Origin of the sequence: Streptomyces sp. NPDC047880 (genome assembly GCF_040706515.1) — a bacterium.
GTDB lineage: Bacteria > Actinomycetota > Actinomycetes > Streptomycetales > Streptomycetaceae > Streptomyces.
In genome coordinates, this window is the sequence record NZ_JBEZOK010000035.1 from 33,607 (window position 1) to 53,934 (window position 20,328).

At 68.9% G+C, this 20,328-nt stretch carries 19 protein-coding genes and 5 pseudogenes; 14 read left to right on the forward strand and 10 right to left on the reverse strand.

All coding sequences use genetic code 11. The features are described from left to right. Nucleotides 1-24: 24 nt before the first annotated feature. The gene (locus AB0937_RS35370) at nucleotides 25-1,770 is read right to left on the reverse strand and encodes an L-lactate permease (protein WP_366717807.1); all 1,746 of its coding nucleotides are present in this window, start codon (nucleotides 1,768-1,770) and stop codon (nucleotides 25-27) included. A 187-nt stretch (nucleotides 1,771-1,957) separates the two neighbouring features. On the opposite strand from AB0937_RS35370, the gene AB0937_RS35375 reads away from it, so the two are divergent. The 3 genes from AB0937_RS35375 to AB0937_RS35385 all read left to right on the forward strand — a co-directional run bounded on the left by AB0937_RS35375 (nucleotide 1,958) and on the right by AB0937_RS35385 (nucleotide 4,477). Beyond that, nucleotides 1,958-2,707: a FadR/GntR family transcriptional regulator gene (locus tag AB0937_RS35375; RefSeq protein WP_366717809.1), complete on the forward strand. Its 750-nt coding sequence runs from the start codon at nucleotides 1,958-1,960 to the stop codon at nucleotides 2,705-2,707. Nucleotides 2,708-3,196: 489 nt separating this feature from the next. Then, nucleotides 3,197-3,655: a hypothetical protein gene (locus AB0937_RS35380; protein WP_366717811.1), complete on the forward strand. Its 459-nt coding sequence runs from the start codon at nucleotides 3,197-3,199 to the stop codon at nucleotides 3,653-3,655. Nucleotides 3,656-4,090: 435 nt separating this feature from the next. After that, nucleotides 4,091-4,477 (forward strand): hypothetical protein, encoded by a 387-nt coding sequence (locus AB0937_RS35385; protein WP_234847187.1) that lies wholly within the window; start codon nucleotides 4,091-4,093, stop codon nucleotides 4,475-4,477. Nucleotides 4,478-4,846: 369 nt separating this feature from the next. Here AB0937_RS35385 and AB0937_RS35390 read toward each other — a convergent pair whose 3' ends face one another. Both AB0937_RS35390 and AB0937_RS35395 read right to left on the reverse strand, forming a co-directional pair. After that, nucleotides 4,847-7,693, reverse strand: a complete 2,847-nt coding sequence (locus AB0937_RS35390; protein ID WP_366717812.1) for a hypothetical protein — start codon at nucleotides 7,691-7,693, stop codon at nucleotides 4,847-4,849. Between the two features lie 733 nt (nucleotides 7,694-8,426). After that, a complete protein-coding gene (locus AB0937_RS35395; protein WP_366717860.1) occupies nucleotides 8,427-8,984 on the reverse strand; it encodes a hypothetical protein in 558 nt (185 codons plus the stop codon). On the opposite strand from AB0937_RS35395, the gene AB0937_RS35400 reads away from it, so the two are divergent. Continuing rightward, nucleotides 8,889-9,182 carry a hypothetical protein gene (locus tag AB0937_RS35400; protein ID WP_366717814.1) on the forward strand — a complete coding sequence of 98 codons (294 nt, stop codon included), beginning with the start codon at nucleotides 8,889-8,891 and terminating at the stop codon, nucleotides 9,180-9,182. The two genes, AB0937_RS35395 and AB0937_RS35400, sit on opposite strands and share 96 nt — an antisense overlap. Here the strand turns inward: AB0937_RS35400 and AB0937_RS35405 are convergent. Next, the gene (locus AB0937_RS35405) at nucleotides 9,177-10,412 is read right to left on the reverse strand and encodes a SpoIIE family protein phosphatase (protein ID WP_366717816.1); all 1,236 of its coding nucleotides are present in this window, start codon (nucleotides 10,410-10,412) and stop codon (nucleotides 9,177-9,179) included. The genes AB0937_RS35400 and AB0937_RS35405 overlap by 6 nt on opposite strands. 526 nt (nucleotides 10,413-10,938) lie before the next feature. Between AB0937_RS35405 and AB0937_RS35410 the strand changes: the two genes are divergently transcribed. Next, nucleotides 10,939-11,319: a hypothetical protein gene (locus AB0937_RS35410; RefSeq protein WP_366717819.1), complete on the forward strand. Its 381-nt coding sequence runs from the start codon at nucleotides 10,939-10,941 to the stop codon at nucleotides 11,317-11,319. Between the two features lie 707 nt (nucleotides 11,320-12,026). On the opposite strand, the gene AB0937_RS35415 is transcribed toward AB0937_RS35410, so the two are convergent. Continuing rightward, nucleotides 12,027-12,179 carry a hypothetical protein gene (locus AB0937_RS35415; RefSeq protein WP_366717821.1) on the reverse strand — a complete coding sequence of 51 codons (153 nt, stop codon included), beginning with the start codon at nucleotides 12,177-12,179 and terminating at the stop codon, nucleotides 12,027-12,029. A 195-nt stretch (nucleotides 12,180-12,374) separates the two neighbouring features. After that, on the reverse strand, nucleotides 12,375-12,665 hold the full coding sequence (locus AB0937_RS35420; RefSeq protein ID WP_366717823.1) for a hypothetical protein: 291 nt from the start codon (nucleotides 12,663-12,665) through the stop codon (nucleotides 12,375-12,377). Between the two features lie 237 nt (nucleotides 12,666-12,902). Between AB0937_RS35420 and AB0937_RS35425 the strand changes: the two genes are divergently transcribed. The 5 genes and pseudogenes from AB0937_RS35425 to AB0937_RS35445 all read left to right on the forward strand — a co-directional run. Then, nucleotides 12,903-13,265, forward strand: coding sequence for a J domain-containing protein (locus tag AB0937_RS35425; protein WP_366717825.1), 363 nt, complete (start codon nucleotides 12,903-12,905; stop codon nucleotides 13,263-13,265). Nucleotides 13,266-13,302: 37 nt separating this feature from the next. Beyond that, nucleotides 13,303-13,599 (forward strand): annotated as a pseudogene (locus AB0937_RS35430) (Hsp70 family protein); the annotation flags it as partial. 136 nt (nucleotides 13,600-13,735) lie between these two features. After that, complete coding sequence (locus AB0937_RS35435) at nucleotides 13,736-14,128, forward strand: DUF2267 domain-containing protein (RefSeq protein WP_366717827.1); 393 nt, start codon at nucleotides 13,736-13,738, stop codon at nucleotides 14,126-14,128. A 261-nt stretch (nucleotides 14,129-14,389) separates the two neighbouring features. After that, nucleotides 14,390-14,785, forward strand: coding sequence for a DUF2267 domain-containing protein (locus AB0937_RS35440; protein WP_366717828.1), 396 nt, complete (start codon nucleotides 14,390-14,392; stop codon nucleotides 14,783-14,785). A gap of 146 nt (nucleotides 14,786-14,931) precedes the next feature. After that, nucleotides 14,932-15,283: pseudogene (locus AB0937_RS35445) on the forward strand (helicase); the annotation flags it as partial. Between the two features lie 74 nt (nucleotides 15,284-15,357). On the opposite strand, the gene AB0937_RS35450 reads toward AB0937_RS35445, so the two are convergent. After that, nucleotides 15,358-16,335: an AraC family transcriptional regulator gene (locus AB0937_RS35450; protein ID WP_366717830.1), complete on the reverse strand. Its 978-nt coding sequence runs from the start codon at nucleotides 16,333-16,335 to the stop codon at nucleotides 15,358-15,360. 137 nt (nucleotides 16,336-16,472) lie between these two features. On the opposite strand from AB0937_RS35450, the gene AB0937_RS35455 reads away from it, so the two are divergent. Both AB0937_RS35455 and AB0937_RS35460 read left to right on the forward strand, forming a co-directional pair. Beyond that, complete coding sequence (locus AB0937_RS35455; protein ID WP_366717832.1) at nucleotides 16,473-16,760, forward strand: DUF1330 domain-containing protein; 288 nt, start codon at nucleotides 16,473-16,475, stop codon at nucleotides 16,758-16,760. Nucleotides 16,761-16,813: 53 nt separating this feature from the next. Then, nucleotides 16,814-17,281 (forward strand): hypothetical protein, encoded by a 468-nt coding sequence (locus tag AB0937_RS35460; RefSeq protein WP_366717834.1) that lies wholly within the window; start codon nucleotides 16,814-16,816, stop codon nucleotides 17,279-17,281. A gap of 104 nt (nucleotides 17,282-17,385) precedes the next feature. On the opposite strand, the pseudogene AB0937_RS35465 reads toward AB0937_RS35460, so the two are convergent. Both AB0937_RS35465 and AB0937_RS35470 read right to left on the reverse strand, forming a co-directional pair. Then, nucleotides 17,386-17,625: pseudogene (locus AB0937_RS35465) on the reverse strand (ArsR family transcriptional regulator); the annotation flags it as partial. 111 nt (nucleotides 17,626-17,736) lie between these two features. Then, nucleotides 17,737-17,862 (reverse strand): hypothetical protein, encoded by a 126-nt coding sequence (locus AB0937_RS35470; protein WP_366717836.1) that lies wholly within the window; start codon nucleotides 17,860-17,862, stop codon nucleotides 17,737-17,739. A gap of 80 nt (nucleotides 17,863-17,942) precedes the next feature. On the opposite strand from AB0937_RS35470, the pseudogene AB0937_RS35475 reads away from it, so the two are divergent. Both AB0937_RS35475 and AB0937_RS35480 read left to right on the forward strand, forming a co-directional pair. Then, a pseudogene (locus tag AB0937_RS35475) lies at nucleotides 17,943-18,080 on the forward strand (aldehyde dehydrogenase); the annotation flags it as partial. A gap of 886 nt (nucleotides 18,081-18,966) precedes the next feature. Further along, on the forward strand, nucleotides 18,967-19,485 hold the full coding sequence (locus tag AB0937_RS35480) for a YceI family protein (protein ID WP_366717862.1): 519 nt from the start codon (nucleotides 18,967-18,969) through the stop codon (nucleotides 19,483-19,485). A 66-nt stretch (nucleotides 19,486-19,551) separates the two neighbouring features. Here the strand turns inward: AB0937_RS35480 and istB are convergent. Continuing rightward, nucleotides 19,552-20,327, reverse strand: a pseudogene (gene istB / locus AB0937_RS35485) (IS21-like element helper ATPase IstB); the annotation flags it as partial. Nucleotide 20,328 lies beyond the last annotated feature (1 nt).

Below are 20,328 nucleotides of genomic sequence, written 5' to 3' on the forward strand. Positions count from 1 at the left end.
ACGGCTGCTGTACGGGTTTGAGGCTCATGGCAGCATCCAGGCCAGGACGTTGGACTGGAGGTACACCAGCACGCACAGGGCCAGCAAGAGCATCAGGCTCCACTTGATCGCCGCCCGGAAGAGCTGGGACTCGCGGCCGATGAGGCCCACCGCGGTGGCGGCGATGGTCAGGTTCTGCGGGCTGATCATCTTGCCGACGACACCGCCAGAGGTGTTGGCCGCCACCAGCAGCGTCGGATCGAGTCCTGCCTTGTTCGCGGCAGTCTGCTGGAGCGTGGCGAACAGGGCGTTGGCGGACGTGTCCGATCCGGTGACCGCGGTGCCCAGCCAGCCGAGGACGGGCGAGAGGAACGCGAACGCCGTACCGGCTCCGGCGATCCAGGTGCCGATGGTGATGGTCTGTCCGGACAGGTTCATCACATAGGCGAGTGCGAGGACAGCGGCGACGGTCAGCAGCGCCCAGCGCAGCTTGTGCAGCGTGGCGGTGAATTCCCGGGCGGCGGCCGCCGTGGTCACCCGGTAGACGGCGGCGATCACGACGCCCGACAGCAACAGCAGGGTCCCGGGCGAGGACAGCCAGGGGAAGGTGTAGATCGTGGTGGCCGACGCCTGGCCGGCGGCGGTGAGGACCTCGCCGTCCAGTCCGGGCCAGCCGAACTTCGCGTCGGAGGCGGCCAGGAACTCCTTGAGGGGAGTCCACAGCTTGGCGAGCGAGAAGACCCCGATGATGATCAGGTAGGGCAGGAAGGCCATCAGGATCCTGGGGCCCCCGATCCGCTGAGCCGTGCCGGCCATCGGGAGTGTTCCGGTCACGGCACTGCTGTCCGGCCCGGTAGGCGTTCCGGACGGCGCCACGGGCCCGTCGCCGTGTCCGGGCTTCGGCGGCTGTCCTGCCGAACCGTCCTCTTGCTCCTTCTCCGCCGCCTTGCGGAGGTCGGTCCTGGCCTCCTCACCGCCCTGCGGCCGCCAGACACGGAGGAAGAGGACGATAGCGGCCAGGGCGACCAGCGAGGCGATGATGTCGGTCAGCTCCACCGAGAGGTAGGTGGCGCTGACGAACTGAGCCAGTCCGAACACCGCACCGCACACCAGCGCGACCGGCCAGGTCTGGCGCACTCCGCGGCGGCCGTCGACCAGGGCGACAAGAAGGAGCGGCACGAAGAAGGCGACCAGCGGTGTCTGGTGGCCGACGTATGCGCCGATCTCCGTGTACGGGATCTTCGTCAGGTTGCCGGCCGTGATGATGGGCGTGGCGATGGCGCCGAACGCGACGGGAGCGGTGTTGGCGACCAGCACGATGACGGCGGCTCTGACCGGGGCGAAGCCGAGTCCCATCAGCATCACCCCGGTGATTGCCACCGGCGCGCCGAACCCGGCCAGAGCCTCAAGCAGTCCCCCGAAGCAGAAGGCGATGATGATGGCCTGGACGCGCGGATCGGCGCTGATCAGGCCGAAGGCCCGGCGCAGGTCCGCGAAGCGGCCACTGACGACGGTGAGCTGGTAGACCCAGATGGCAGTGATGACGATCCACATGATCGGGAACAGCCCGAAGGCCGCTCCTTCGCTCGCCGAGAGCAAGGCGAGGTCGGCAGGCATGCCGTAAGCGGTCACGGCCACCGCCACCGCGACGGCCAGTGAGGCGAGTCCGGCCCAGTGAGCCTTCATCCTCAGTCCGCCGAGCAGGACGAAGAGCGTGAGCAGCGGCAGGACGGCAACGAGGGACGAGAGCGCGGGGCTGTCGGCCACGGGAGAGAGATCTGGCTGGTACATGAACCCTCACATTGGGGGCTTGGTCAGACCATTACTTGGTTTCTCACGCTAGGCAGCGGACACAGGCTTGTCCAGAGCTTCGAACGACCGAATTACGGCTTGGTCGGACCAAAGGGCGGGGCACTCAAGCTATGATCAACACTCAGGGAGTGATGAGCCGCGCGGGAAAGGGCTTTCTATGGCTGACATGGCTGCTGCCTGGGAGCCAGTGCCCCGCTCGCGCACCTTCGAACTCGTGCTGGCCCGGATCGAAGAGCAGATCCTCGCGGGCCGACTGCGGGTCGGTGACCGGTTGCCGCCCGAGCGGGAGCTCGTCGACATGCTCGGCGTCAGCAGGGCCGCGGTGCGGGAGGCGCTGCGTGTCCTGGAGGCCCAGGGGGTGCTGCGCTCACGCGTGGGAACCGGGCCGTCCTCCGGCACCGTGATCGCGGCCATGCCGGACGCCGGCCTCACCCAGTTGCTGCGGCTGCATATCGCGCTGGCGAACTTTCCGATGGGTGACGTCGTCGAGGCCCGCGCCACGCTGGAGCGGGCCAGCGCTCGCCTGGCCGCGGAACTCGTCACCAAGGACGGTCTCGAGCGCATCCGCGATCCCCTGCTCCGGATGGACGACGCAAGCCTGCCCCGAGAGCAGTTCAACGACTGCGACACCGACTTCCACGTTGCCATCGCCGAGGCCGGGGGCAACAGGCTGATGGCTGACATGACCATCGCAGTCCGCAATGCGGTGCGGCACACCCTGCTCACTGTGTTCAACAAGCTCGACGACTGGGAGCAGGTCGCCTCCCGGCTGCGGGCGGAACACCACGCGATCTACGAAGCGATCGCGGCCGGAGACACGGAGGCGGCCGGCGATCTGGTGGAGGCACATGTGCGCGGCTTTCACCAGGACATCGTGAAGAAGGTCAACGACGGCGCAGACCCCGCAGCACCATAAGGCCGTAGTCCCCCATTGGTGAGACGGGCCAGGCGCCGCAGCAGCGGTGGTCGGCGTCCAAGAACAAGAAGCCAGTGGATCGGGCCCGTTCGGCGTCGAGGGGAAGTGTTCTCGCCAGGCTGGGCCACTCGGCCGGCTCCTGCCGCAAGTGCGTGGAGGTTCCTGCCCGGTGCCATGCGCTCTCTCCGTCCACATCGGCCTGTTGACGCATGAGCGTACGGCGATGCCGCTGATGACCCCACGCGGCCGGGCGTCTGCCCGCCCAGGAAGGCCACCGGGGCGTTCCAGGGTACGGACAGCGCCTCCAGCACCGTGATGGCGGGAGGTCTCGACTCGCGTTCCGAGTGGAGTCGCGGCGATCCCAGGACAGGAGTTGCCCTGACATCTGTCAGGAGTTGAGCACCCGCTGCCTCGCTAGGGTTTGTCCACGGCGCTGTCCGTAGGTCAACGCCTTACCTTTCGAGACGAGGGGAACGCATGAGTCGCTCCATGGATCGCAGGACGCTGCTGAGGTCGGCCGGGTCTGCGGCGGTGGCGGGATCGCTGGGGGCGCTGGGAGTCGCGGCGCTTACCACACCCGCCCAAGCGGCACCCGCGACGATCAACACCGACCAGGTGATGGCCACCACTGATCGCTTGACCCACGCCCCCAACCAGCGCGGAACGATCGGCATCGAGCTCCGCTCCGGCTACTACAACGGCTACCAGTACGGCTGGGGGCGGCTGGTCGGCTCCGGCTGGGACCCGCGTGGCTGGATCTGGCTGGACATCAGCAGGGACGGAGGCAGAACCTGGTCCTTCGCCGACGGCACCTATCTGTCGGACGGCACCGGCTACGCGCACACGTCAGGGTGGCTCACCCAGTCCGACCCGAACTACGTGTTCAGGGCCAGCTACGACAGCAATCTCCGGGCCGTCAACCCGTACGTCCAGAGCGGAATCTGGTAACAGCCGTCCGGTCCAGCCGCGGTGCACACCCGACTGAAAGCAACTGCCCGGCGATCGGGGTGCTTCCAGACGGGGCGTCATTGGCACGAGTCTTGCGGTCGGCCGGAAAACACACCTCGTGCGGCCGAAGCCTCGAACGTTCCCGATTCTGGGCATCCTCGACACCTCCACGGACAACGGTGCCGGGGCGTCCTCCGGGGAAAGACATCGGCAACCCGGCTTGCTCGGCGTCGCTCACCAGCACTCACAGCAGGTTGCACTGTCGTTGTCACGACGGGCCCTGCGTGGGCGGCCCGCACCGAACCGCCGGCTGTTCAACAAGGCGGACACCGGCGAGGAGTGGGGCTCTATGAAGGACACCTCGATTACCAGCGAGACCACATCGGTGCGTCCTTGTTGACCACGCACCGCCGACTCCGCCACAGGGGGATCACCTTGAAAACTTCCGCGCGCAAGCTCTCGGCCGTCGTCACCGGCTTGGCACTCACCGCTCTGGGGACCGTCTTCTCCGGCACGGCTGAGGCAGCCAATCCGTGCTGGTGGGGTGATGGCGGCATGCGCATGTACTGCAACAACGTCTCGGGGGCCACGGTCTACGCCACTCCCGACACCAGCCGTCCGGTCGGCACGATGTACTCGAACCCGAGCTGGTTCGAGTGCCGCAGGGACACGGGCGCCTACATCGGCGGCCCGCACCCGAACCGGTGGCTCTGGACACAGGCCGACAACGGCAAGTGGGGCTGGATGAAGGACACCGACATCTACAGCGAGACCGACCCGGTGCCCACCCACATCGGCAACGGCATCCCCCAGCCCTGCTGACGCCGGCACCTCGACCGGCCCCGGCCCGCTCCGAGCGTCTCACCGACACTCGGAGCGGCCGAGTCGCGTCCTGGGCGTTCACCGTCGCAGAAAGGGCCGTCAAGCGGCTCACCGAACTCACCGCCGGCAAGGGGGCCACCGTCTCGCAGCTCACCAGGAGAGCGCATCGTCCCGATACCGGGCTCCCGTAGCCCGAGCGCGTGTCAGCGGTGATGCGAGGTCCCACCCCTGCGCGCCGATACTGTGTTCGGAACCTGTAGTCGATACCGCCTAGGTGTGCTGTTCGGAGACGTTGGCGACAGGCGACACGCCTTGAGTGGTCCTTGAACGGGGCGAGGGCCTCTGGGTTCGGTGTGGATGGCGACATCTTCAGGGGACTTCGTCCAGCGGGCAGGAAAAGCGGCCGCCGGGCCCCCAGGTGGTGACGGTTCGCGCGCCATCGGCGAGCACTCCGCAGGTGAGGTCTGTGACCCGCTTGCCCTCGGGGGTTATCTCGCGAATGTGGATCTCCTTGTTCGGGGGGTAGTTGTGACCGCTGTCCAGTGTGATGACCCCGGATTCCCCGACGTACTCGCGGATGCCGGGATCCTGCAGGTAGGTGACGAGCGCACTGGGCGAGAAGGAGCGGTCTGTGGTGAAGATCGCGTTCATGGCCTCGGAGAGGATGTTGGCGGCGTCGTAGCCCACCGCGGCGTCGTTCTCCGCGGACAGGTGGAACGCCTCCCGGAAGGATCTGGCGAACGGCCCGCCAGGGGCCGGCCGGCTGAACTGGCTGTAGAAGAGGGTCATCCCGCCGTACCTCTGCGACATCAGCCGGGGATGCATGGTCAGGCCCGGGGCAGGGCTTTCAGCCAGCACCGCCACGCGGCCCTGGCGAGCGCGGCATTCCCGGTCGCCCTGCATGGAGTGGAACAGGTCTTCCATGACGCCGGAGCGGCCCGCGTAGAGGACGAAGCCGTTGGTGCGGTGGACCAACGTGCAGACAGTCTCGGCTACGTCGCTCGTCGGGCGCCCGTCTTCCTTCTCGCCGTACGGCACGAGGTGCACGGGGCCGGTCGAGCGGTAGGCGGCGTCGAAACGGTGGGCGAGGTCGGCGCTGAAGTACTCGTCCCGAGGATCGAAGACGACGACGGCGGCCGGACCGGAGTGGCCGGAGGCCGGCTCCGCCAGGGTCCGCAGCCGCGGCGAGTGGCGAGCGAAGGCGGCCATGACCTTGGAGATGCGCGCGTTGGGCGGTGAGAGCTGGAAGTACGACACGGGTGAGTTGCCCTCGACCATGCGCTGGCCGGAGACGCCGGTTCCAAGGACGGTGATGCCCCGGGTCCCCAGTTCGATCGCGGCCTGCTGGGACTCCGGACGGCTCTGGGCGAGGCCGATGACCGCCGCGATGTGGTCCTTGTCCGCCCGGTCGATGATCATTTGCGTGACGTCCACGTCACTGCGGTTGGTGGTATTGAGGCCGCCGCGTGAGCCGTAGCGGAAGTACTCGCCGGCGTTGGCGACGAGCAGCCGCACGGGCACCTGGGACTTCAGGTGGCGGTCGTTGACCTGCCTCTGGGCGAGCAGCGCGCCGCGCAGCATCTGGAAGCCCGTGGGCACCGTGCGCTTTGATTCCGAGCCGACGCTCAGCGGCGCGAAGAAGACGAGCGTTCGGTAGGGCCGGTCCGTGTCCACCTGAGCGTTCTGGCGGCCGAGGGTCCGCACCAGCTTTCTGAGGTCCGGCGCGTACAGGCCATGGGCCAGGTCGCAGCGGTCGATGCCGTCAGTGAGGCCGACCACCTCTCCGGTCGGCACCTGCCGACAGGAGGAGGTGGGGTGCCCGACAGACGTGGGATGTTCGTCGAAGAAGAGCCCCACCAGCTCCCTGGACAAGGCGACGCCGCCGGCGCACAGCATCGCCGCAGCGGTGGCGGCAGCCACCGGACGCGCCCAGTCGAGGCGGCGGGGGCGACGGAAGTGGACGGCGCGGTGCGAGGCCAGCCTTTCCGCCGCGGTGCCGTCGTCGGGCGTGCGTGGCAGGGGCAGCACGTGCGCGGCATCGGCGGCCCGGCCGGCGACCGCCGCCGAGAACAGTGCGGCCGCCGCCCGGCCGGCTCGGTGGGCGTCGGCGCCGCCCTGCACGGTCTGGCGCGGCAGACCAGCGGCGTACGAGGGTAGTTCGTCCGTGGCGGCGCCCAGCACCAGCAGCGGACTGGAGCCGTTGTCGCGGGAGACGGCCGCGTATGTGTCCAGGAACTTGCGGCAGGCGGATCCCTCGCCGCCCACGGTCGGCAGGAGCAGGACGAAGGCCCATCTGCGCCGCGGACGGAGGCGACTCCACAGCCGTGGCCGTGCCGCCCTGGCCAGGTCTCGGATCAGCGCGGTGAGGAGGACCTGGCGGACCACTGCCTCGTCGCGGGCCGCCAGGGAAGCCGCCTCCGGATGCCGGCTCTCCGCCGCGTTCTGGGCCAGCGTGTGCTGGTGCGCCGCGCGCAGTCCTGCCGCCGCATTGAGGAAGCTCCGGCCGGTCTGGCCCAGCATGCGGCCCACCCACGGGTGGCGTCGGTCGAGGCGCATGCTGTACCACCGACGCCGCAGCCAGCCGGGGAGGACGGTCAGCAGTTGCAGGACCGCGCCCCACTTTCCGCCCATGGCCTCGCCGAGCTGCGCGGTCTCGGCGGCCGGCTGGAACCGCTGGGTGTACCTGTCGCAGAGCATGACCCGCAGGGCTCGCCGCTCCTCCTCCGCGTCCCCGGGCGGGAGGTCAGCGCGCAGCACCGCCAGGCACGTGTCGAACTCGGGTAGCCGCAGGGCCCCGGCCCCTTCGGGCATGGAGGTGCGCAGTTGCCGTGCGACATCCTCCAGCAGCAGCACGTGCGGCCCGCCCACGACGTCCTCCCGTGCGCTGCCCCGGATGAGCCGCACGTCGTCGATGACGGCGTGCGGCGCGAGGCTGGCCAGATGTCGCGTCGTCACGTTCCCGGCAGGGGACACAAGGCGCTGGCCGTACGCCAGCACGAGTGCGGTGAGCTCCGGATCCGGCTCCGCAGAGACTGAGGCCGGGTCGCCATCCGGCTCGCGGGCCAGCAGCAGGGCCGGCAGTCGGCGTCCGCGGGATCGTGACAGGGGTGGCAGACCAGCCCGCCGGTCGGCGACGTACCGGTCGATCACCCGGACGATCTCGTCGAAGCCGACGGGCAGGACGAGCTGTTGCTCGTCGCCGAGGGGTGCGTGCATCACACGGAACCTCCAAGTGGCGTCCATCGATGGAGTGTTGCGTGAGTCTAGGAACGGAATATGCCATACGGAGGCTTTGCTGCTTATCGACTCCTTCTGATGGGGTGTGACCGCAGTTCGCCCATATTGCTGCTGCCGAAGCGACGGACTGGTGATCAGCAAGAGCTGCCGGGAACGTGCTGCCTGCGCGGCTGCAATGTCATTCAGGTCGTATCCCTCGGGCACGGCGCTCGGTGCTGGTCGCCCAGAACAGGAAACGACGATGCCGACTCCCCGCGCCGCCGGTGACAGAACCTGACCCCTCCGCCCTGATCTGCTGCGGCGACCTGGTCGGCTCGCGCTCCGGGTGCCAGTGCAAGATGCATAAGTAGGCCGAAGCGGCTCGCCTCACTCTCGCGGGGCTGACTGTGGGGTGAGGTGGGGTTCGTTGAGCCCCTGAGACTCGTTCTCGGGGGGTGTGGCTCTGCGGCGGGTTGCTGCACGACTCGTGGCAGGAGTTGACCGTGGGGGCGTTTCCCGTGGTGATGCCGTCCGGGCAGAGGTACTGGACGGTCCTGGACGACGGCCTGGAGGTCTTCGTCGTTGCTGATCGATGGGCTTCGGAATCTGCGGTTCGGTCGGGGCCGTGCGCAACTGACGACGAAGGCGTACGCCGGCGGTGTCGAGCTCTGTTTGTGGTAACGCCGGTCAACCCGCCGGGAGTGGACGGTGGCGGGCCGGGACCTCGGTCTGTTCATGGTCTGACTGAAGTACACCCCGGCGTCCCGGGACGGGGTGGTGTCGGTGATGCGGCCAGGGCCGGGGGCCGTCCCGGTGCGGGGCGTGGAGGCGCCGAGGTCGGTGCGGGCAACGCGGCAGGCAGACCTGGCCAACGCCAATGCCCGCGCCCAGCTGGAACAGTGCACCAGCGAACCGCGACCCCGCCCGCGCCCTGGCCCGGAGGGCTGGTGCACCTGGGCCGACGTAGGGCTGTGCGGCCTGATCGCCGCGCCGGGCTGTCCGTGCGGCCGTACAGCACCGTTACTTGGCCGCTCCTACTGGAAGGCAGTCGGTTATGAGGCAGCCCCGGTGTCTCCGGTTCGTGTGTGGTCAGGCCGGTGAGGACCAGGGTGAGCCAGCGGGCGCGGGCGGTGGGGGGCTGGTCGGTGGGGGCCGTGCTGAAGAGCAGGTAGATGTCGTCGACGGTGACGTCCTGGTGGACGTCGTCGTCGGCCTGGCCCGCCTGGATCAGCGCGGCCAGCGCAGTGCCGGCGCGGGCTTCGGCATCCCGCTCGACGGGGTCGGCACCCAGAGCGCGGGCGGCGGCCTTGACGGCGTGGTGGGTGGCGCCGGCTCGGCGAACTGTATCGGGAAGTCGAGCCCTACGCCGGAACCACAGCAGGCCGGGAATTTCGCGAGCAGATCCACACCGAACTCGCCACCGCGCGATGAATGCCTGTTCCTGGCTGGAGTATCTCCGGGCGCTATCAAGAAGTGGCGCAGGTTATAGGCGGATGATGACGAGAGCGATGTCGTCGGAGGCACCCCCGGCGACGTCGAGCCGGGTCAGCAGTGCGTCGGCCAGCAGGTCAGGGGCGAGGGTTCGGTCCTGGGCCAGGGCAGTGGTCAGGCGATCCAGGCCGACGTCGATGTCCTCACCGCGGCGCTCGATGAGGCCGTCGGTGTACAGCACGAGGGTGTCTCCCGGCCTGAAAGGGAGGCCGGCCTGGGGGCGGGGGACGTGGTGCTCGCGTGTGCCGAGTGGCGGGTCGGTGGCCTGGTCCAGCTGTTCGCAGGTTCCGTCGGTGTGGAGCAGGATCGGCGGTGGGTGCCCGGCGTTGCTGTAGATGATCAGTCTGCTGCGGGTGTCGATGAGCACCTTGACCGCGGTGGCGGCCATGGCGCCGTCCACGGAGCGGGCATAGAGGCCGAGAACTTCCAGGGCCTGAGCAGGGCTGGGGATGGCGCGGATGACGGCGCTCAGGGCGCTGCGGAGCATGCCCATGATGGCCGCGGCGTGCAGGCCGTGGCCGACGACGTCTCCGACCGCCACGGCGTAGCGGTCGGGTGGCAGGTCGACGACGTCGTACCAGTCGCCGCACACGTTCAGTGACGCGGTGGCGGGCAGGTAGCGCACGGCGATGTTGGTGTGCCGGTCCAGGTCCGGGACGGAGAGCATGGCTTCTTGCAGGGTGATGGCGACCTGCTGTTCGCGGGCGTGGGCCTGGCGTAGTTCCTGGTTCAGCCGGTGCAGCTCGCGGGCGCGCGCGTACAGGTCGGCTGCCATACCCTCCGTTCGTTCGGGCGACTCCTTGCTGAGCTGAGGTGCCCGGGGTGAGTGGACGAAGGCCGTGACGTCCGCAACCTGTTGGATGATCCACTTCACCATGCCGTCAGGTCCGTAAAGGGGGGTGTGGATCACGGACCACCATCGCTCCTCGAACTCGTCCTGCTGATCGGGGGCGGGAACGTCGTACCGCTGGAGCACCGCGGTTTCCGGCCTCCCGGTGCTCAGAAGCCGGTGCAGGGAGGCTTTCAGGTTTCGTTCCGCGTCACTGCGGAAGCCGGGATTCTCCGGCAGGGCGTCGAAGAAGTACTTCCCGATCAACTCGTCCTCGGTCCGGCCTGCGGTCCGCAGGCAGGCCGGGTTGACGTAGCGGATCACCAGGTCCGCATCCAGCACCAGGGACGGGCTTGGGGTGGCGTCGAAGAACGCCGTGAAGTCGATGTCCGCTGTCATCACGCGCTCTCCGTGGCCGCGAGCGCGACTGCCTGGACTTCCAATCTACGGGCAATCCGGCGCTCAGGGCTCGTTCGTTCGCGTTCCTTCGCCCGGCACCGCGGCCTCCGGCCCGGCTCCCAGATGCGGAGTGAGGATGGAGGGGAACCGATCCACCCCTCTACCGGGAGGGTGAGGTGGCATGACCTACCCCTGTGCAGCCCCAGCCGGCACCGGCACCATTCGCCCGCACGACATAGCACCTCAGAACCCTTGCTCGGCGGAAGCCTGGCGACGTTGGCGAACATGGGCCGGCCATGCGAAGTCATCGCCTGAACACCGAGAGGGGATGCGGTGATGGCCATTGCTTGGACACGCGCCCGGGTGGTGATCGTGATGAATCCACGCTCGGGCGGCGACAAGGCGGCTCGTCACAACCTGAAACAGCGGGCCGAGGGCATGGGAGGCCAGGTCTGGAAGACCAGCATGCAGCATTCAGGAGGACGCGGCGTCGCTCGCGAGGAACGCCGTGGTGGAGGGGGCGCAGGTGCTGGAGGTCGCCGGCGGTGACGGCACTGTGTCGGCGGTCGCCGCGGTGGCCGCCGACACGGGCCGGTCGCTGATCGTGGTCCCGGCGGGCACTTCGCCCGGGACCTGGGCCTCGATCTGCGCGATCCGGGTCGGGCGCTGGACGCCCTGGTCGACGGTGAGCCCGCGCAGGTGGACCTGGGCGTGCTCGGCTCGCGTGTCTTCGTCAGCAACGTCTCTTTCGGCGTGTACGCCGATGCCCTGCTGGAGCCCGGGTACCGGGAGGACAAGCCGCGCGCGTTCGCCGCAGTGGCACCCGACTATGTCAAGGGCGAGCAGTGGGTCGAGGCCCGTATGGACACACCTTGGGGGACCGTCGAGCTCCCGCAGGTGGTGCTGATCTCCAATAGCCCCTACCACCTGGCCACACCGCGCTGGCTGGGGCGTCGCTTCTCCCTCAGCACAGGACAGCTGGGCATCATCGTTCTCAAGCGCCGGGCGCAGGCTCCGCCGGATCTTCTGCGGCATCTGCGCGGCGAACTGCGACAGGACAAGCGCGGTGCTCCGCTCGCCCCGTCCGCCTTCGCGGATCATCCGCCGGGCATCCCGCTTCATCAAAGCGTGGGGCTGCCAGGACCCGTACCGTGTGGTGCAGGCGCTGACCGAAGTGCCCGCCCGCTGCACGGAGGGCCGCTTCGCCGCTCGTCCGTGGCTGCCCAGTGCGGTCCCGGTGATCAGTGCTGGGGGTGTGGGCGGTGGAACAGCGGCCGCCGCTGTGTGGCAGTGCCGCCCGGAGCGAGGCGGCCGTGCGGGCCGAGCGCATGCCCAGCGAGCGCAGGTAGATAGCGACGGGAGCCTTGACCTGCTCCAGGACATCACCGGCCAGGTCCGGCCTCCCGCCCAGGGAGACCACAGCGGACACCCCCTCGGGCCGCTCCGGTGCCAACACTGACGAGGCCGACCGGCAGGCCTCTGGTCTCGGGAGGGCCCTCCCGCACGGTTACCCGCGTGCCCCGTATACGGCGTGCGACAAGCGCGACGGTCAGCCGCGGAGCGTCAGGCCGGGAGAACCCTTGCCGGCCTCTCGTGTGCGACGCCGGGAGCGCATCAGGACGGGGCAGGGCCCTCCGGCTTCCCGCCGTCCGCGTCGAACACCTTGGTGAAGGTGGCGCCGCACCGGCAGCGGGAGTGCTCGATCAGTTCTCCGTCGGCCGACACGCTCAGCCCCTGGCTGAGCCGCACGTGCACATGATGACCCATGAGGAGATGCCCTCCTTGGCCTCGTCTGGTCCGGTCATCGTGGAGGCCGACCGTGTGGACCGGCAATGCCCCAGCTCACACGTGAGTGCCGATGCTGCCGCCTTTCAGGGTCCGCCGCAGCGCCCAGGAGATCAGCGTGCGGAGTCCCGGACACAACGGTGCCCGCCAACCTGGGGCAGGCGCACACTGTCGGGATCATCCGGACGGCTTCGTGGGCGCCCGCCCTGCTCGTCTGCCGGGTTGCGGCTGCGGGTGGCCGGCGGCCTGCAGCATCGGTGCGGTGTGCCGCTCGGGACGATGGCCGCCCTGGGCCTGGACGCAGCTGCGGGGCGCCTCGACGTCACCGGGCAGCGGCACGGGCCGGCGCGCCACCAGGCGTCCGACCCAGCGGCGGCCGCAGTACTCGCATGGGGGCGCGCTGGGGCGGTACGGGGAGGGAACGGCGGTGTTGTCGGGGTGCCAGTGCGCCGCGAGTAACAGCGTCACGTTCCACACCCCGCTCTTCGTTTCCCAGTGCCTGCGCGAGCCGCCGCGGTTGACTGCCCTGGATCCCTGCCTCCACCCCTGCGCCCACTGCACCGCTCAGCATTCCTCAGCCGAGGACGACAGCTGGCACCCCCATACGTCGCCAGACTTGACAAGGTAAGACTCACGTTTTATTTCAGAAAGGCAGGCAAATGAGCAGGAAATGGCAGTTCACCATGGGCGAGGAGGTGACCGAACGTGCAGGTGCCGGAGCCAGAATCGGACCTGTACGCGGTGCTGGGAGTGCGGCCTTCAGCGACGGCCGAGAAGATCACCTCGGCCTACCGCGCCCGGGTGCGGGAACTGCGCCCCGACACCCGCGTGGACGCGGACACCGCCGCACGGTTCGGTGAGGTGCGGGCTGCGTACGAGACGCTGCAGGATCCCATCCTGCGGGCGGCCTACGACCAGCGCCTCGAGCGCACGCTGCCTGTGCCTGATCGAGGTGCTGCCCCCACGGAGCCCGTGCGGCCCCCACGGCGGTACGCCGCGGTGCTCGGGGACGTGCGTCCCGAGCCGCCGCTGTGCGCGGGGCCGGTCCGGTGGATCCCCGGCCGGTGAGACGAGAAACGAGGTGAGGACGAGAAGGGAGCTACAGATGGTGCGTGCGGTTGGTATCGACCTGGGCGCGACGAACTCGGTGGTCTCGGTCCTGGAGGGCGGCGAGCCCACCGTCGTCACCAGCACCGAAGGCGGTCGGACGACCCCGTCGGTGGTGGCGTTCTCCAGGAACGGCGAGGTACTCGTCGGCGAGGTGGCCAAGCGGCAGAACGTGACGAACGTGGAGCGCACCGCACGCTCCGTCACGCGGCACATGGGCGACCACGGTTGGCGGTTTCCCGAGCACGGGGACGTCGGCGGCAAGCGGTACACCGCGCAGGAGATCTCCGCGCGCCGCGGTCATCCGCCCGCCCGGACAAGCCGCCGTTGCCTGTCGTGCGGAGCTGACAGGCTTACCCCTACCTGGGTACCGGGGAAGTGGGCATCGCCCTCGATCCCCTGAGATCACTGGCAAGCGGAGGTGACGAACCGTGCAGCACCACGAGTTTCTCGCACGCGTACGCGAGCTCGGCGAATACACCAGCCAGGACGAAGCCTCGAAGGTCACCGACGCGGTGCTGAGTGTGCTCGCCCAGCGCATCAGCCCCGGCGAGGTCGACGACCTTGCCTCCCAGCTGCCCGCACCGCTCGGTCAGGCACTGGCTCAGGCCAAGCAGGCCCAAGCCGAGAGCTTCGGGATCGAGGAGTTCTACCGCCGGGTCGCCGAGCGCACCGGCGCACGACCGCGCACCGCACAGTGGGACGCCAGTGCGGTCCTGACCACCCTGGCCGGCGCCGTCTCCGGCGGTGAGCTGAACCAGATCGTCAGCCAGCTCCCCTCCGGCTTCGCCCTCCTGTTCGGCAAGGCCGATCTGGCCGGCTGACACCAGAAACCCCGGGCACCCCGAGTAGGTCACGCCGCCGGCTCAGATCGGCATCCGTCCACTCGGCCAGGATGCGCCGGTGATCCCGATCGCCGAGCGCGCCAAGCCTCGCAAGATCGCCATCAGCGAGTCCCGCGAGGACATCCCCGGCCGGCCGACCGCGCCCAGGGCCGGCCGAAGGACGGAGGACGGGCATTTGATCTCCCCCTCCCCCGCCTTCGTCCCCAACGGAGCAAAGAGCCAAAGAAGGGTGGTTGCCACATGCCCCTCCGACGCGAAGCCTTCCTCGAGCGGGTGAAGGAACGCGGCGAGTACGCAACGGAACACGAAGCCGAGCGGGCGGCGCGCGTGGTCCTCGCCCTGCTGGGTGCACACCTGGTCGGCGAGGTGCGCGCCCAGCTGGCGGCGCGCCTGCCAGAGGACTTCGCCCTGATCCTGCTCAACCCCCTGCAGAGCTCCGAGCCGCTGACGCCGGAGAGATTCGTACGCGCGACGGCAGCCTGGATCGAGGGAGCCACCGAGCGGACCGCAGCCTGGGACGTCAGCGCCGTCCTCAGCACCGTCGCCGACGCCGCCGACCCCGACCTCATGGACCAGATCCTGCTCCAGCTCCCGACAGGCTACGACCTGCTCTTCGGCCGCCCTCAGCCCACCTGACCCGCATCCGGTTCCACACCCGCCGCGCACCGGATGCCACCGAAACAAGGGCAAACGCCCCAGGCCCGCAAACAGCCGCGAGAGTCCCAGGCGCGGCGCTGCGGGCCTTCGGCGTGAGAGCAACAGTCTGGCGCACCCGTTCCGCCCTCGGGGAGTTCGCGGACGGGGTCGCCACGGACGGCACCGTGGTGGAGAAGGGCTGTCTGAGCTCGGTGAGGGTGCTGGGCGAAAGGGGTAGACACCCGAGAGTACGACTCCGTGTACTTCGCGGACGTGTGCGGCTCGATGCCGGACTTGGCCCAGGCCGCGGGTCGGGCGCTGGGGATGCAGCCGGGCGAGGGGAAGATGGCCAGCCTCGTGGTACCGGTGCTGCTGGGGCCCGGGGAAACGACGGACAACATGCTCACCTCCCGGGCGTGCGGCGGGTCGGCGAAGCTGCTGGAGGCCCTCAGAGCCCACGACGCCGGCGCCGTCGAGCAGTTGGCCCAGCAGCAAGCCGGCGCACCAGCACTTGAGCCTCTTCTGGCCTCCTCCACCATTGGAGGGCGACGGGTCAGCCGCACCGGTGGCGGTCACCCGGCTCCGTTTCCGGGTCCGTGGGGTTCGCGCAGGGCTGCGTGGCCGCGGCGGAAGCTGCCCGGGGCGGTTCCGAACTGGCGCTTGAAGGCGTGGGCGAAGGTGAACTCCGAACCGTAGCCGACCTGTCGGGCGATACCGGCGAGCGGCGCCGCGGACTCCCTGAGCAGCCGTGCGGCGCTGCTGAGGCGCCACCAGGTGAGGTACGCCATCGGCGACTGGCCGACGTAGGTGCTGAAACGGGCGGAGAAGGTCGTCCGGGACAGTCCGACGGCGGCGGCGAGCTCGTGCACGGTCCAGGGGTGGGCGGGGTCGCGGTGGATGCGGTCCAGGGCGGCGGCGACAGCCGGGTCCTTCAGAGCCGCGCACCAACCGCCGGCCTCCTGGGGGCACTGCTCCTCCAGCCAGGCGCGCAGGGCGTGGACGAGGAGCAGGTCGAGCAGTGCCGGGAGGGCCACGTCCGCGCCCGGTCGGCCTTCGGTGACGTCGCTGCTCAGCAGGTCGATGGTGGCGTGTAACGAGGCGTGGCGTCCGAGGCGGGCGGGGAGGTGGATGACCTCGGGCAGGTTGCGCAGGAAGGGGTGCACTACACCGCGGTCGAGGCGGTAGGCGCCGCACAGCAGGAGGGTGTGGTCATCGGCGTCATCCGCCTGGGCGAGTTCGGCGCCGATCTCGGTCATCAGGGACGTGGGCCCTGTGGTCGTGAGGTCCGGTGGCAGTTGGTCGACGGTCCGATCGGGACTGTCGCTCATCCCGTGGACGACCCCGTGGGGCAGGAGGACGACGTCGCCGGCGGTCAGCCGCACGGGCGTGCCGCCGGGTGACAGAAGCCAGCAGGCGCCGCCGAGTACGACGTGGAAGCCCGCGCCGGGGTACGGCCCGTAGCGGCTGCCCCAGCGGCCGGTACGCCGCGAGCGGGTGATCTTGGGTCGTCCGGCCTTCATGGTCGTCACGACATCGCTCAGGACATCCATGCGGGGAAACGTACCGTCCTCCGGCGGTCCGGACGATCGCGCATGTTCTGCGGCGCACGACGCATGGAGACTCTGCCAGGGCGGCTCATACGGTTCTCTCGCCGAACCAACCGAGCTCTGACACAGAGGAGTTGTGTATGAGTGCGTACGTGGTGATCGACCTTGACATCGAGAACCCGGCCGGCTTCCAGGAGTACGTGGACGCTGTGACCCCTCTGATCGAGAAGGCGGGAGCCCGCAACCTCGTGGTGGACGACGAGTGCCTGGTGCTGGAGGGCGAGTGGCGACCGAACACCCTGGTCATCCATGAGTTCGACAGCAAGGAGGCCGCGCTCACCTTCTGGGACGCTCCTGACTACCAGCCGCTCAAGGCACTGCGGCGCCGACACTCCACGGTCAGCGTCGTCGTAGCTCAGCCCCGCTGACCTCCCGCGTTTGTCCCTTCCCCTTCCCTCTTCCTGGTACGGAGGAACTCCACATGATCGTCAACATCACACTGGCGCGGCTACTCGCGCCTCTGGCCGCCCTGGTCGCCTTACTGGCGTCCCTGTACACACCCGCCTACGCCACGGCGGACGGCGCCGGCGGCCTGCGGTCACAGAGCAGGAACAAGGCCGCGGAGGGCAGTTACAACATTCTGATCTCCCACCGCGCCCTATTCGTCGCCGACTTCTGCCTGCTGTCGACCACCAGCGGAAACCAGCGTGCCGCGTGCAGCGGAAACAAGCCGCTGGGCACGGACTTCCGGCTCGGCGTCGTGTACAAGCCCGGAGACCGGGTCTGGATCGACGTCAACGTCGTCGCGGGACGCGACACGAAGGGCATCGACCTGCGCGGCAACCGTATGTGCCGGGTCGACAGCACGGCAGTCAACCTGAACGTGCACTGCTGGAAGAACTACGCCCACTACGCATCCGGCGTACCTGGTGAGCGTGTGTACGGCTGATCCGCGGAGGCTGCGGCAAGGGCGCACCATAGCTTCTTGACACGGCAGCACGGAGGACGAGAACACCCGTGCCCGCCCCCGGGGCGGCCGACCGTACGACGATGCGGACCGTCGCAGTTGACGCGTACGTGCGGCCACACATAGGCGCTGGGGGCGAGTACGAGCGTGTCGACCGGGCCGGTGGCGACCTCGTGGTCGTGTGGCCGCTCAAGCCAGAAGCGTTCGGCGCGCGGATCGCTGCGCACCTCCGGCCACAGGCCGCGGAGCATCCCGTAGAGGCCGCGCTGCACGATCTGGGGTCCGGCCTCGCTGACGTCGGCGGCGAGTTCGGGTTCTAGCCGTGCTCATACAGGGTCGTGCGGTAGACGTGGAAGCCGCTGGTGACCACTGTGGCTCGGTGGCCGGGAGGGGAGCCGTCCATGAGGGCCGCGCTGAAGCGGAGGTTCTCCCGGTGTTCACGGTTCGGTCTTCCCGCACGATCCGTCGCCGGGCACTCCGCGTCCGCGCAGACGGTCGGCCGTCGCGTCCGCCTCGAAGCGGACCTCGTCGTCGCCTTGGCCGCCCGAGAGGACGAACACCACACGAGGCGTGTGCGGTGCGCTCGCCGCCAGCCGGTTCCCCGGCGCGGTACGGGCGGCTGCCGGCATCCTCCCAGACCAGTGCGGCGCCGAGCTTCATCGTCTCCCACGAGCTCGGCCTGGACGAGGCCTCCACCGCCTACGAGCACTTCGGCGCCCGTGACGAGGGCTGGACCAAGGTGGTGCTGCATCCCAACGACCACGGCAACGGCCACAAGTAGTAAAGGGACCAGGGTCTCAGCCGCTCCAGCACCGGGCGGGCGACAACCGGCGGCCGGCCCGGTTTCCGCCGGGGCCGGACGGGCCCTCGCCTGCAGTTCCCGCACAACGCCGGGTACCGGCGGTCTGCTGCGTCCGGCATTGCGGGCCGGGCTGCGGGATTCCGCCGCCCGGCCCGAAACGTGAGTACTGGACAGGCCGTGCCCTTCCGGCCCTGCAATTCGGGCCGTGGGATCGGCGGTTGACGCTTGCCTGCGAGGGGCGCCCACACATCGCCCCGCAACCGAACGGCGTGCGCCGGGCGCCGGGTGGTGGAAGGCAGTTGAGGATTGGATGCGGAGCACGCGGATACTCCGGGCGTCGTCCACCGTGGGTCCTTCGCCCTGCCCTGGCGCTCCCAAGCTGGTCGGCGAGGGCAACCACGACGCCGACGGCCGATAGTGCCACATCGCTCACCCGCACCGAGCTCCTCCTGGTTCGACGTCTGAGCAGGGCATGCACGGCGTCTTCTGCCGTACTGGGGCTACGTGGAGTTCGTCGGCCCGGCCTCGAGCTGTATGCGCTCGATCACCGACTTTCCGCAGGAACCACTGCGTCACACAGTGGGCATTCGGGCGACAGGACGTCGAGTTCGTCTTCCCTCACACCGAGGTGCGCAAGTTCGGCCTATTGGTTTCGCATGCGAGAGCGGACAACGTTTGTCGACGGTTTCGGACAGCACTTTGGCGATCAACGCCGCAGAAATGTTGACAAGAACCGACAACGCTTTGGCCGCCTGCCAGGACGTCCTTGTCAGCCACGCCGGCACGTGGGGGCTGGCATACCCGCTGCCGCTGCGAGAGGCTGACCATCACGGGTTGATCTTCAGCACACGGAGGCTACGAGCTCATGGCAGCATCAGGGAACCAGCTCTTACCAGCAGCAGGTACATACGAGATCGATCAGGCGGCATCAACAGTCCGCTTCCACACACGCGCCATGTTCGGGCTGCTTCCAGTCCGAGGTACCTTCGCCATCAGCCATGGCCGCATTACTGTGGCGGACCCGGCAGACGAGTCGTTGGTGCACGTCGTAATAGAGGCAGGAAGCTTCGAGTCGGGCAATCAGCAGCGTGACGACCACGTCAGGCCCTCTGACTACTTGGACGTGGCTCGGCATCCCGAGATCGGCTTCCGGAGCCAGCGTGTGGAACGATCCGACGCTGATGCCACTTTGCAGGGCGAGTTGACGGTATGCGGGGTGACTCGGCCGATCGCCGTCACGCTCGGCACGGTTGCCCACGAGGGCAAGCGGATGACGGCGAGCGGCACTACCACGATCGACCGGTACGTCTTCGGCATCACCAAGGCCAAGGGCATGACGGGCCGGCACCTCAAGATCACTTTGGAAGTCGTCGCGCACTGCTGAACCGATCGTGGTACTAAGCAGCGCACGGATCAGCGTGACAATGATGAGGTCAGCCTGCGGCGTCCGCGCTCGGGCCGCCCTGGTGCTGGCGAGCCGGTAGGACTCCGTGCCGGTCTCGATGATGTTCCCGCCGAAGGTGAGGCGGTCGACGATGGCGCGCAGAGCCGCGGGTCGGTGAACATCCTGGTCCACCCGCCGAACGATTCGTTGGAGGCGATGGCGACGCTGTTCTTCTCCTCGCGTTCGGTGAGTACCTGGAACAGCAGCTCAGCGACCCTGCGGTCCAGCTCCATGTAGCCGAGTTCGTCTATGCAGAGGAGATCGACGCGTCCGTAGCGGGCGATGGTTTTGGTGAGGATCTTTTCGTCCGTGGCTGCGACCAGCTCGTTGACCAGTTTGGTGGCGAGTGTGTAGCGGACCCGGAAGCCGGCCATGGCGGCCTCGGTGCCGAGCGCGATCAGCAGGTGGGACTTGCCCGTGCCGGAGTCGGCGATGAGGCAGAGTGGCAGGCCCTTTTTGACCCATTCGCAGGTCGCCAGGGTGTGGATGACCGCGGCATCGATGTTCCCGTTGGCCTCGAAGTCAAAGGTCCGCAGCGAATTCTCCCGCGGGAACTGTGCCGCCCTGATGCGCCGTTCGGAGCGTCGCCGGGCCCGGTCGTCGCACTCGGCCATCAGCAGTTCGGCGAGGAAGCCGCGATAGGACATCTGGTCGCGGGCGGCGGCTTCGGCCAGGTCGGGGAACTGGGCCCGGATGGTGGGCAGCCGGAGCATGCGGCATGCCTGGTCGACGGCGGCGTCGGCGGCCTGTTCGGTCAGCCCGCGGTGGCGTTTGAGGGTCACG

Bases quoted from the DNA above. Each gene is read 5' to 3' on its own strand.
- AB0937_RS35480 (WP_366717862.1), top strand. From the start codon at position 18,967: ATGGCAGCATCAGGGAACCAGCTCTTACCAGCAGCAGGTACATACGAG.
- AB0937_RS35440 (WP_366717828.1), top strand. From the start codon at position 14,390: ATGCCCCTCCGACGCGAAGCCTTCCTCGAGCGGGTGAAGGAACGCGGC.
- AB0937_RS35460 (WP_366717834.1), top strand. From the start codon at position 16,814: ATGATCGTCAACATCACACTGGCGCGGCTACTCGCGCCTCTGGCCGCC.
- AB0937_RS35370 (WP_366717807.1), bottom strand. From the start codon at position 1,770: ATGTACCAGCCAGATCTCTCTCCCGTGGCCGACAGCCCCGCGCTCTCG.
- AB0937_RS35415 (WP_366717821.1), bottom strand. From the start codon at position 12,179: ATGGGTCATCATGTGCACGTGCGGCTCAGCCAGGGGCTGAGCGTGTCG.
- AB0937_RS35450 (WP_366717830.1), bottom strand. From the start codon at position 16,335: ATGGATGTCCTGAGCGATGTCGTGACGACCATGAAGGCCGGACGACCC.
- AB0937_RS35455 (WP_366717832.1), top strand. From the start codon at position 16,473: ATGAGTGCGTACGTGGTGATCGACCTTGACATCGAGAACCCGGCCGGC.
- AB0937_RS35375 (WP_366717809.1), top strand. From the start codon at position 1,958: ATGGCTGCTGCCTGGGAGCCAGTGCCCCGCTCGCGCACCTTCGAACTC.
- AB0937_RS35405 (WP_366717816.1), bottom strand. From the start codon at position 10,412: ATGACAGCGGACATCGACTTCACGGCGTTCTTCGACGCCACCCCAAGC.
- AB0937_RS35390 (WP_366717812.1), bottom strand. From the start codon at position 7,693: ATGCACGCACCCCTCGGCGACGAGCAACAGCTCGTCCTGCCCGTCGGC.
- AB0937_RS35380 (WP_366717811.1), top strand. From the start codon at position 3,197: ATGGATCGCAGGACGCTGCTGAGGTCGGCCGGGTCTGCGGCGGTGGCG.